9 protein-coding genes are annotated in these 10,311 nt (G+C 51.9%); 8 read left to right on the top strand and 1 reads right to left on the bottom strand.

Annotated elements, in window-relative coordinates; translation table 11 throughout:
• From LAT75_RS13570 to cysM, 3 genes are all read left to right on the top strand, one after another.
• Nucleotides 1-360, top strand: a 360-nt coding sequence (locus LAT75_RS13570) for a serine acetyltransferase (RefSeq protein WP_291483218.1), incomplete at its 5' end; no start/stop codon positions are given.
• A gap of 64 nt (nucleotides 361-424) precedes the next feature.
• On the top strand, nucleotides 425-1,225 hold the full coding sequence (locus LAT75_RS13565; protein ID WP_291483217.1) for a DUF1828 domain-containing protein: 801 nt from the start codon (nucleotides 425-427) through the stop codon (nucleotides 1,223-1,225).
• Nucleotides 1,226-1,271: 46 nt separating this feature from the next.
• On the top strand, nucleotides 1,272-2,153 hold the full coding sequence (gene cysM, locus LAT75_RS13560) for a cysteine synthase CysM (RefSeq protein ID WP_291483216.1): 882 nt from the start codon (nucleotides 1,272-1,274) through the stop codon (nucleotides 2,151-2,153).
• Nucleotides 2,154-2,534: 381 nt separating this feature from the next.
• Here cysM and LAT75_RS13555 read toward each other — a convergent pair whose 3' ends face one another.
• Nucleotides 2,535-3,263, bottom strand: coding sequence for a hypothetical protein (locus LAT75_RS13555; RefSeq protein ID WP_291483215.1), 729 nt, complete (start codon nucleotides 3,261-3,263; stop codon nucleotides 2,535-2,537).
• Nucleotides 3,264-3,833: 570 nt separating this feature from the next.
• On the opposite strand from LAT75_RS13555, the gene LAT75_RS13550 reads away from it, so the two are divergent.
• The 5 genes from LAT75_RS13550 to LAT75_RS13530 all read left to right on the top strand — a co-directional run.
• Complete coding sequence (locus tag LAT75_RS13550; RefSeq protein ID WP_291483214.1) at nucleotides 3,834-4,157, top strand: site-specific integrase; 324 nt, start codon at nucleotides 3,834-3,836, stop codon at nucleotides 4,155-4,157.
• Nucleotides 4,158-4,497: 340 nt separating this feature from the next.
• On the top strand, nucleotides 4,498-6,198 hold the full coding sequence (locus LAT75_RS13545) for an alpha/beta-hydrolase family protein (RefSeq protein WP_291483213.1): 1,701 nt from the start codon (nucleotides 4,498-4,500) through the stop codon (nucleotides 6,196-6,198).
• A gap of 207 nt (nucleotides 6,199-6,405) precedes the next feature.
• Entirely contained in the window at nucleotides 6,406-7,170 is a 765-nt protein-coding gene (locus LAT75_RS13540) for an acyl-ACP thioesterase domain-containing protein (protein WP_291483212.1), read from the top strand.
• Between the two features lie 255 nt (nucleotides 7,171-7,425).
• Entirely contained in the window at nucleotides 7,426-7,884 is a 459-nt protein-coding gene (locus LAT75_RS13535; protein WP_291483211.1) for an Rrf2 family transcriptional regulator, read from the top strand.
• 22 nt (nucleotides 7,885-7,906) lie between these two features.
• On the top strand, nucleotides 7,907-10,311 hold a 2,405-nt coding region (locus LAT75_RS13530; RefSeq protein WP_291483210.1), incomplete at its 3' end, for a heavy metal translocating P-type ATPase metal-binding domain-containing protein.

Below are 10,311 nucleotides of genomic sequence, written 5' to 3'. Positions count from 1 at the left end.
TCGAACGCGCACAGCAAAACGGGAATCGACATCCATCCTTCCGCGCAAATCGGGCGTCATTTCTGTATCGACCACGGTACCGGCATTGTGATTGGCGAAACAACGAGGATCGGGGAGCACGTCAAAATTTATCAGGGCGTAACCCTCGGTGCCCTGAGCGTGCGCAAAGAAGACGCCTCGCGCAAGCGTCACCCGGATATCGAAGACCACGTTGTGATTTACGCCGGCGCCACCATCCTGGGCGGTGAAACGCGGGTGGGGCACCACAGCGTAATCGGCGGCAATGTGTGGATCACCGAAAGCGTGCCCCCGCACTCAAAGATTTATTACAGCAGGGAGTCGGAAGGGCTGAAGGCGTGAAGGGGGGGTAATTAGCCTCATTTTTTATATTTGTGTTTATCGTTTAGCTTTTTGCAGTTTCTGAATGACCAAAATAACATCACAAATCTATGAACTCCTGAGCGGTCAGTTTCAAAACCGGTTCAAAATGCGGGAAGTCCGCCCCGGCATTTTTCAGCTCTATCTGCCCTTTTATCACGAAGACGGAGATATGGTTGAAATGTACCTCGACCTAAGAAACACGCCTGATGCGGCAAACCCTGCTGAAGAGATCCGCATCAGTGATTTTGGGATGACCATTATGCGGCTGTCTTACAATTATGAACTGGACACCCCGAACAAGGAGCTGATCTTCTCTCGGATTTTAGCTGAAAATAAATTAAGCGAGCAGGACGGAAATCTTTGCTACGTAACGCGGATTGACTCACTGCTTCCTGCGATCTTTCATTTCTCACAGGCTCTTGCTAAAATCAGCAGCATGCGTCAGTTTAAACGAGAAATGATAGAAAGCCTGTTTTTTGAACAGCTTGACACATTCATTATGAATGAGCTCTCAGCATTTAAACCTCAGAAAAACATTACTCCCATCCCGGACCGTCATGATCTTGAGGTTGATTATCAGCTGAATGCCAACGGCCACCCGATATATCTTTTTGCGGTTAAAGACGCAAATAAAGCCCGGCTTGCGACCATAAGCTGCCTTGAGTTTGTCCTTAAAAAATTGCCGTTTAAAAGTTATATCGTGCATCACGATTTCGAGCAGCTTCCCAAAAAAGACCGCACGCGCATTATGAGCGCAAGTGACAAACAATTCCCCAATCTGGCAGACTTCACGGAAAACGCCCGCTTATTTTTAGAGCGTGAATCAACGCTTTCACATTCCTGACCTGGCTGCGAAATTTAACATAGCTTCTGAAAAAGACTATCCCCCCATGCACATCGAAAACCTCATCGGCAATACGCCTTTAATCGAACTTCAGCACATCCCGATAAAGAAAAACATCCGCATCCTTTGCAAGCTTGAGGGGCAGAACCCCGGCGGCTCTGTAAAAGACCGTGCGGCACTCGGCATGATCACCGGCGCTCTTGAACGGGGCGAAGTAAAGCCGGGCGACACCCTCATTGAAGCAACAAGCGGCAATACCGGCATTGCGCTCGCCATGATAGCCCGGCTCAAAGGTCTGAACATGGTTCTGGTAATGCCCGAAAACTCAACCGCCGAGCGCGTCCAAACCATGAAAGCCTACGGCGCACAGGTGATTCTGACCCCAGCTGAAGGTACCATCGAACTCTCCCGCACCCGCGCTGACGAGCTGGCGCAGCAAAAAGGTTGGGTACAGCTCAATCAGTTTGCCAATGCCGACAACTTCCTGATGCACTACCGCACTACGGGTCCGGAAATCTGGCGGGACACGGAAGGGAAAGTCACCCATTTTGTGTCAAGCATGGGTACTACGGGTACGATCATGGGCGTGTCGCGCTACCTGAAAGAGCAGAACGCTGATGTGCAGATTATTGGCACGCAGCCAAAGGAGGGCTCCTCTATTCCGGGCATCCGGCGCTGGTCGCCCGAATTTCTGCCGGCCATCTATGAGCCGGCCCGCGTTGACCGCATAATTGATGTGAGTCAGGCCGAAGCTACCCGCATGACCCGCCGCCTTGCCAAAGAGGAAGGAATCCTGGCGGGAATGAGCAGTGGCGGCGCGCTTCAGGCGGCCATGAAGCTGGCAATAGAGCTCGAAGAAGGCCTCATTGTGTGCATCACATGCGACCGCGGCGACCGCTACCTCAGTTCGCCTCTTTTTGGTGAATGAGACAAATTTAAACTTTCAATCCTGCTTCATCAGCACTTCAGATATCGTCAATTAGCCGAATTGCTACAATATCAAAGCATTTTGGGACATAAGTACTAAGATTTGGGTCATAAGTACAACAAGCAGCCTGCGATCCCTTTGTATATTTGGGAAGTTGATTTAGTAATCTTGTTTAGTTTAAGATTTGCTTAAAGAACTTTTCGCAATGAGCACAACGCAATACAGGAGGCGGCCCATGAATTGGCCGCCTCTTTTTTTGCCCAATATTTGGCCTAAAGCCCATTATCGGCAACGAACTTTTACTGCCCATGAGCCACGCTGGCTTTAAAAATGCAAATTTGTAACTGATGCATCAAAACGCATCTGTTCTATTTTTTGGCACTACAACTCCCGCGGTGAAACCGATTGCCCCCAAAGCCGGAAATCATTATTCAGCTGCATTGAAAAAGCCTGATTTGCTTTAACCTGAGAAAACCGGTAAATGCCGTTCTCAACTTCAACACGGGCAAGGTTTTCTGACTGCTTTTGCCGCCCGGTAAACCAAAATATGAGATGGTCTTCCCCTTTTCTCTCCACAATTAACGGTGCTATAGTATCTGCCTGAAAAACGCCATAGCTCGCATCGCAACGGGCTACCCCTTCAACAGTAATAAATGCACCGCATAATTGGTGCGGGTTAAAATCAAAATTATATGAGAGCGCAAAAAACTCAACTCCCACATTGAATTTTTGTGTGCGCTCAGGAAGCGGAACACCGCTTTCTTCATTCCATGGATACTCACCTGTTGCGTTAAAATGATGAAGGTCAGCAATATTGAGCTGTACCAAAATTGTACGCGGATTCCATGGAAGGGCAAATGTTTCGGACAGGCGGGCATCTCTAAGCCCATAGCGCTGCCGAATCTGACGAAACATATTTGCTGCATTCTTCACCTCGGCCTCATTCTGTTCACTGACAGAAAAATCAGAATTGTACCACAACAGGAATTTCGAAGCTTCCAGCAGCTGCTCCTCATCCGGCTGTGAGTAAGTATAGGGATTAACCGTATCGCACTGAATTAGTACAAACAGGATCAGCGGTGACAGCAATACAGCTATCTTTTTTTTCAAAGATTGTTTCATTGTTGAGGGTGAAGATATTTTATTTCAGGCGTTTTCCGGAATCGTTAACTGACTTAAAATAATAATTTTAGGCTAAGCAGCACTCTCTATAGAAAAATAAATCAAAAAAACTATTGTAAGGTTTCCGGGTTATCTGACTCAATACCGTATTTGCCGGCCGTGTCAGCCTCTGTTCCGAACCTATTACCAAACAAAATCCAAAACAGCAGCGTAGCCCCCATCAGCTTACAAGCATCAATGATGAGTTCATGAATCCCTACTACTTATATAACAGCTATCAAAAGCAGTTACAGCAGTCAAGCTGCAGCCCTAAAGAAGCCTTCATGTTCTCAGAGTGGGTTTGGCTTTTTCTAAAGGAATATACAGAGGCAGCTGTAACTACTTCTCAGCTGGCCGAAAAAGTAAACTGCTTCATCAGCAGCCAAAAGTATAAATACGGCTGCACCCAACGGGAACTATCCGAATGCAGCAATGCCCTGCGGCTTTTATTACCGCTATTAAATCCGAAACAAAAACAAACTGAACCATAATACCTTTAGCTGATTCCCAGGTTTAAATATGAAACTACTTACTCATCTTACCCTGCTTATGGAATCCGAACATTATTCGGACAGAACCATTCAGCAGTACCGCCGCTGGGTGATGGATTTCATTCTTTTTCACTACAAAAAACACCCTCTGAAGCTATCTGACAATGAAATCCGGCTGTATCTGCTATCCCTGCAACATTACCGCGGGCTTCGTACCCGTAAAACGGAACAATGCAAATCTGCACTGCTTTATCTGTATCGTAATGTGCTGGGAAGATCTGATTTTCACATCACAGACGAGACGCACCCGGTTCATACTCCGCACCCTGTGATGCTGGAGCCTGAACTTTAGCTTTGCTGAAATACACATAAAAAAAGCGGCCCGGACTACCGGTGACCGCTTTTTTTATTACCACAGTTGATCTCCGGGGTGCTTTCACCGCTTACAAGCTCAGAATTGAAGCCCGCTCAGGTAGTAGCCTACGGAAAACCATATCAGCCGGCCACGTACAGACGCCAAATACATCTACACCTTCGTTATCAAAAATATTGGAACTGTTTTTTCACATTAACCCCCTTTGATGCCTGAAAGCGCAAAAAACCGGCAGAAAAACCATCAGCAATAGTATAGGGATTAGCCCTATCTTTCATTTTAGCTACCTACCGATCTTTATTTCGTCTCGTTTTTTTTCATGCTGCTTTTTAAAACGGCAGATGCCGGCGCTGTGCAGCAGGCCTCCGGTTTTCTCATCCGCTCCCTCTCAACTACAGGCATTCTGCTGGGCACTTTTTTCCTGGCGCTCTCTCTCACCCCAAGCCTGCTTCCCCGGCCGGCCTTTTTTCAGGGCCTGGTTTCCGGACTCTCCTTTGCTGCCGGCTACGGCATTGGCGTAGGCGGCGTGCGGTTTTGGCGCTATCTCGAGCTGCCCCGGCTCAGCGGCCGGCCCCTGATCACCTTTCAGGCCATTACAGGTGCCCTCTTTTTAACGGTCGCCGGAATTTCATTCTGGTACTCCGGCGACTGGCAGCAGGAAGTTCGCGAATTGATGCAGCTTGAGGCCGAGCACCGGATGCGGCCCTGGTTTACAGGCCTTATCGCGCTGCTCACCTTTCTGGCTACCCTGCTGCTTTTCCGGATTTTTCACTGGGTTTACCGGAAAATAAAGTTCCGCTTTCAGCGGTTTCTGCCGCGGCGCGTTTCCGTTGCAGCCGGCTTTCTTGGGGCTTTTCTGGTGTTTTGGGCCTTGGTTGACGGCCTCCTGCTCACTATCATTTTGCGCTCAGCCGATTCCGCATACCAGCAGGTTGATGCCTACATGGATGCCGAGTTCGAGCAGCCCTCCGACCCGATGCGCACCGGCAGCAGCGCATCCCTCCTAAACTGGGAAGACATGGGCTTTCAGGGGCGGCGCTTCCTGCATGAAACCCCCGATGCCGGCAGCATCGCCGCATTATCGGGGCAGCCGGCGCTTAGCCCGATCCGGGTTTATGCCGGCATGAACGCCTCCGACGACGTACAGGAGCGCGCCCGCCTTGCCCTGCAGGAGCTGATACGCCTCGATGCTTTCTCCCGTAAAATTCTGGTGATCGTAACCCCTACCGGCACCGGCTGGGTCGATCCGCATTCCATCGCGCCCCTCGAATACCTGCACCACGGCGATGTAGCATCCGTTGCATTGCAATACTCCTACCTTCCCAGCTTCCTGTCGCTTATGGTTGATAGCGAGCCCGGAGAGGAAGTTGCCCGGGCCCTGTTTCAGAAAATTTACGGGTACTGGTCAGCCCTCGACCCGGGGCAGCGCCCCCGCCTGTACCTGCACGGCCTCAGCCTGGGCGCGCTCAACTCCGACCGTTCTTTCGACCTGTTCGACATCATCCACGATCCGTTTCACGGCGTATTCTGGAGCGGTCCTCCCTTCCGCAGCCAAACCTGGTTTTCTATAACGCAGCAGCGCGAAACGGATTCCCCGTTCTGGAAACCTCGTTTCCGGGAAGGCAGCGTTGTGCGCTTCGCCAATCAGAACGGCGGCCTTGAAAATGAAGCCTTCGATGCCGAATGGGGGCCTTTCCGTATGGCCTTCCTGCAATATGCCAGCGACCCGGTGGTTTTTTTCGCGCCACGCTTTTTATTCCGGGAACCGGTTTGGCTGCAATCGCCCCGCGGCCCCGATGTGAGCGAAAGCCTGCGCTGGTATCCGGTTGTTACCATGCTTCAGCTGATGGCCGATATGGCCGCCGGCACAGCGCCCCGCGGATACGGGCATCAGTATGCGGCCGATCACTACTTCGATTCCTGGCTCGCGCTCACCGGCGATGCCGGCCGCACCGCAGATGAGCTCGATGCACTGCGGGCTTACTTCCGCAGCTGGCGCGATATCAGCGGCAGGCCATAAACGTTTCGGGGGAAGGTCTTCCGTGGTGGTCACAAGCTTCAATACCACACAGACTTCAAGGCTGATTCCTTTTTCGTTGATTTAAGACAGCGCTGCACACCCTCCCAAAAATCAAAAAAGGTACCACTTCTTGTAAGCCTCATATACATACTTATTTTAAAACACCTTTAATTTTCAACACTCACACGCATCCTGAATCTATTTTCCATGCAGCCCTTTATTTTCAACCACACCGTCAGAACCTACGAAACAGATGCCCGCGGGCTCATGACCATTTCATCCCTGCTCAACATCCTTCAGTACGGCGCCGGCAAACATGCCGATCTTTTGGGCTGGTCGGTTCGCGAGCTGCACAGCACCGGCAAAACCTGGGTTCTTCAGCGGTTCACCGTACACATCGAAAAGCAGCCTGCCGACGGGGAGCGCATCACCCTTACAACTTACCCGAGCGGCGCTGACAAGCTGCTGGCCTACCGGGATTACAAACTGGAAAACGAAGCCGGTGAAACGCTGGTAAAGGCAACCTCAGCCTGGGTAATTCTGGACCTCAACCTCCGGCGGGTTACCCCAATCCCGGAGTCGGTGAAAAGCATCAGCACGAGCTTCGGGCCCAAAATTTTGGCGCAGCCCGGAAGCAGGCTGCGCGACTGGGCCCCGGAGGCTGAGCCGGATCGCGAAGTGCCTGTGTTTCGGGTGAGGCGGCACGATATCGACCTCAACGGCCATCTTACCAACGTAACCTACGCAGAGTGGGGCCTCGAAGCCGTACCGGATGAACTCTTTTCCCGCGGCATGCTCAAACGCATCGATATCGTGTTTAAGGCCGAGTCGTTCTTCAACGACCGCATCAGCTCATACATCAGGCCGTCGGAAACCGGGGAACCCGGCCTCACGCACTTTCAGCACATGCTGGTGCGGGAAGCTGATCATAAGGTAACAGCCCTGCTCGAAACCAGCTGGCAGCAGGCCTGACACGCTTTACCAAATCTTCAGTGTCCGGTTCCGCCCCCCTGCTGCCCCGCCCTTTGCTGCTAACCCTAAAGGATGAGCACACATTTCAAGGCCGGCTAACTGTCTGAAGGCCATGATGAAAAGGCAAAAACAGGTTTTAAATCATTTTTGGCAGGGCAAAATCAAATACTGAAATAAAAAATTAGGATTTAGATTTTATCTAAGCAGAAGTTGCCCTATATTCTAATATCAATATCCGATATAGAATATAAGATTATGCAATTTCTCTCTTTAGGCACCCAATACACGCTTACAGCTCTGATCTTCCTGAGTCGTCAGGAGAAAGGTACTGCTGTTTCCGCAGCCAGGCTGGCCGAACCCTTAAACAGCCCAAGCACCTATCTGAGCCAAATGCTGACCCGCCTTGTTGAGCCGGGCATCATCGGTACACGCAGGGGAATTCACGGTGGGGTTTATCTGGCCAAAGAGCCGTCTGATATTTCTATCTATGATATTGTGACTGCTGTTGAAGGTGATGATTTCTTCAAAACCTGCTTTTTGGGAATTAGCGGATGCGGGGATGTTGAGCCCTGTCCGTTCCATGAGGAGTGGGGTAAAAAAAGGGGTGACATTGAAGACTGGCTTCGCAACACTACCCTTGAAGACCTTGCTTTCGACCTGTCTAACCATCTTAGCAACGGACTTTTCCAGTTTGAGCGTAAAGCTCAGATCTGACCTTTTTTCCGCAACACCTGTTATGTCAGCTGAACTGTTAGAGAAAACCCAGTGTACCCATTGCGGTGAGCCCTGTGATGAGGAATTAATTACATCTGCCTCCGGCGACGCGCATTTTTGCTGTCACGGTTGCCATACGGTGTATGATCTGCTCAACGAGAGCGGCCTGGGATCTTTCTATAAAATAGACCAGCAGAATCCCGGCATTTCCATGCGGAAGGTGAAGCAGGCCTCTCAGTTTTCCCACCTCGACGACCCTCAGGTGATGCAGCCGCTGCTCGATTTCAATGACGGCAAAACCGCACGGGTTACGCTCCGGCTCCCGCAGATTCACTGCAGCTCCTGTATTTACCTGCTCGAAAACCTGCACAAGCTCGATTCAGGCGTAAAAAGCGCTGAAGTCTTTTTCGACCGGCGCGAGGCTGCCATTACCTTTAATTTAGAAGCGCTGCCCCTTTCCGGCCTTGCCGCCCTGCTCAGCCGTATCGGCTACGAGCCCGACCTGAGCCTCGATCACCTCAGCACAAAAAAACAGCGCGCCACCAACCGCCCGCAGCTGCTCAAAATCGGCATTGCGGGTTTTGCATTTGGCAACATCATGCTGTTCAGTTTGCCGGAATACCTGGCGGGCCCCGGCGGCATCGACGCGCAGTTTCTCAAGCTTTTCGGCGGACTCAACATCATCCTCGCCCTCCCTGTTTTTCTGTACAGCGCCCTCGATTTTTACAAGCCCGCCCTGGCGAGCATCCGGCAGCGGCAATGGAGCATGGATATCGCCATTTCGCTGGGCATCATGGCCATGTTTTTCCGCAGCCTGTACGAAATCCTTTCCGGCATGGGCGTCGGTTATATGGATTCATTTGCGATGCTGGTCTTCTTCCTGCTCGTTGGCCGCCTTTTTCAGCAGAAAACCTATGAAAGCCTTTCCTTCGACCGCGACTTTAAATCCTACTTCCCGCTTTCGGTTATCCGCATAACGAAGCAGGGGGATGAGGAAAGCGTTGCCGCGACCCGCATCGAAGCCGACGACAAAATTCTGATCCGCAACGGTGAGCTGGTACCTGCAGACTCTATCCTGCTTGAAGAAGAAGCCTGGCTCGACTACAGTTTTGTAACCGGAGAATCCGAGCCGGTTCACATTCAGAAAGGTGCCCTGGTGTATGCCGGCGGCCGCAACGTAAAAACATCGGCCCGCTTCAAAACGGTGAAGCCGGTTTCCAGCAGCTACCTCACCCGCCTGTGGAACAGCGAAGCCTTCCGCAAGCCCAAGCCGGAAGGCCTGCACTCCACTTCGGGGCGCTTCAGCCGCTACTTCTCCCCTGCCATTTTAGGCGTTGCCACCGTTTCAGCCATGTACTGGCTGTTTTTCGGGGAAGCCGGTCTGGCCCTGAACGCCTTCACCGCCGTGCTCATCATCGCCTGCCCCTGTGCCATTGCGCTTTCAGCCCCCTTCACCCTGGGCTGGGCAACCAAAATTCTGGGCAAGAACAAAATCTATCTGAAAAACTCGGAAGTAACCGAGCAGTTTGCCGCCGTAACGAGCGTGGTATTCGACAAAACCGGCACGCTCACGCACCGCGATCAGGCCAAAGTTGCCTTTGCCGGCCGCAACCTGGAGCCGGAAGAAAACCGGCTGCTGATCTCAGCCCTTCATGAAAACACGCATCCGCTGGGTCGTGCGGTGTACCAGCACCTGCAAACTGAGCTAAATCAACCCCTGCGCGAATACCTGGTGAAGCCGGACAGCTACCGTGAAGAAAGCGGTAAAGGCGTTGAAGCTGTTTTCGGCAGCCATAAAGTGCAGCTCGGCTCGGCAGCATGGGTCGGCGTTTCCAAAGATGCTGAGGCCGATGCGCTGGCATCGCGGGTTTATGTGAGCTTCGACGGCATCATACCCGGCTACTTTGAACTTCAGAATCAGTACCGGCTCGGCATGAGCGAGCTTATCCAAAGCCTTCGTACGCGCCTCACCGACAGCGTATTTCTGCTCTCCGGCGATAACGATCAGGAAAAGAAGAACCTGCTGCCTGTTTTCGGGAGTGCCGAGCGGCTGCGCTTCAAACAGAGCCCGCACGACAAGCTTTCCTTTGTGGAAGGTCTCAAAGCCGGCAAACAGGAAGTGCTGATGATAGGCGACGGCCTCAACGACGCCGGCGCGCTGCGCTCAAGCACCGTAGGCATCTCTCTGGCCGAAGACACGAGCAGCTTTACCCCGGCAAGCGATGTAATTATGGAAGCCGGCTCCCTCAGCCTGCTCGATCGGGTGCTGGCCTTTTCCCGCAGCTCCGTCACCATTATTTATGTGAGCTTCGCCATCTCCCTCCTTTATAACATCATCGGGCTGAGCTATGCGGTAACCGGCACCCTGTCGCCGCTGATTTGTGCCATCATTATGCCGATCAGCTCTATTTCAGTCATTCTTTTCAC

The organism is Cyclonatronum sp. (assembly GCF_022565315.1).
GTDB lineage: Bacteria > Bacteroidota > Rhodothermia > Balneolales > Cyclonatronaceae > Cyclonatronum.
Note: the sequence above shows the minus strand (reverse complement) of the source record. Positions and strands in the feature narration are given on the sequence as shown.

Excerpts from the sequence above, each read along its gene's own strand:
- LAT75_RS13550 (WP_291483214.1), top strand. The coding sequence starts at position 3,834 with ATGAAACTACTTACTCATCTTACCCTGCTTATGGAATCCGAACATTAT.
- LAT75_RS13545 (WP_291483213.1), top strand. The coding sequence starts at position 4,498 with ATGCTGCTTTTTAAAACGGCAGATGCCGGCGCTGTGCAGCAGGCCTCC.
- LAT75_RS13540 (WP_291483212.1), top strand. The coding sequence starts at position 6,406 with ATGCAGCCCTTTATTTTCAACCACACCGTCAGAACCTACGAAACAGAT.
- LAT75_RS13535 (WP_291483211.1), top strand. The coding sequence starts at position 7,426 with ATGCAATTTCTCTCTTTAGGCACCCAATACACGCTTACAGCTCTGATC.
- cysM (WP_291483216.1), top strand. The coding sequence starts at position 1,272 with ATGCACATCGAAAACCTCATCGGCAATACGCCTTTAATCGAACTTCAG.
- LAT75_RS13565 (WP_291483217.1), top strand. The coding sequence starts at position 425 with ATGACCAAAATAACATCACAAATCTATGAACTCCTGAGCGGTCAGTTT.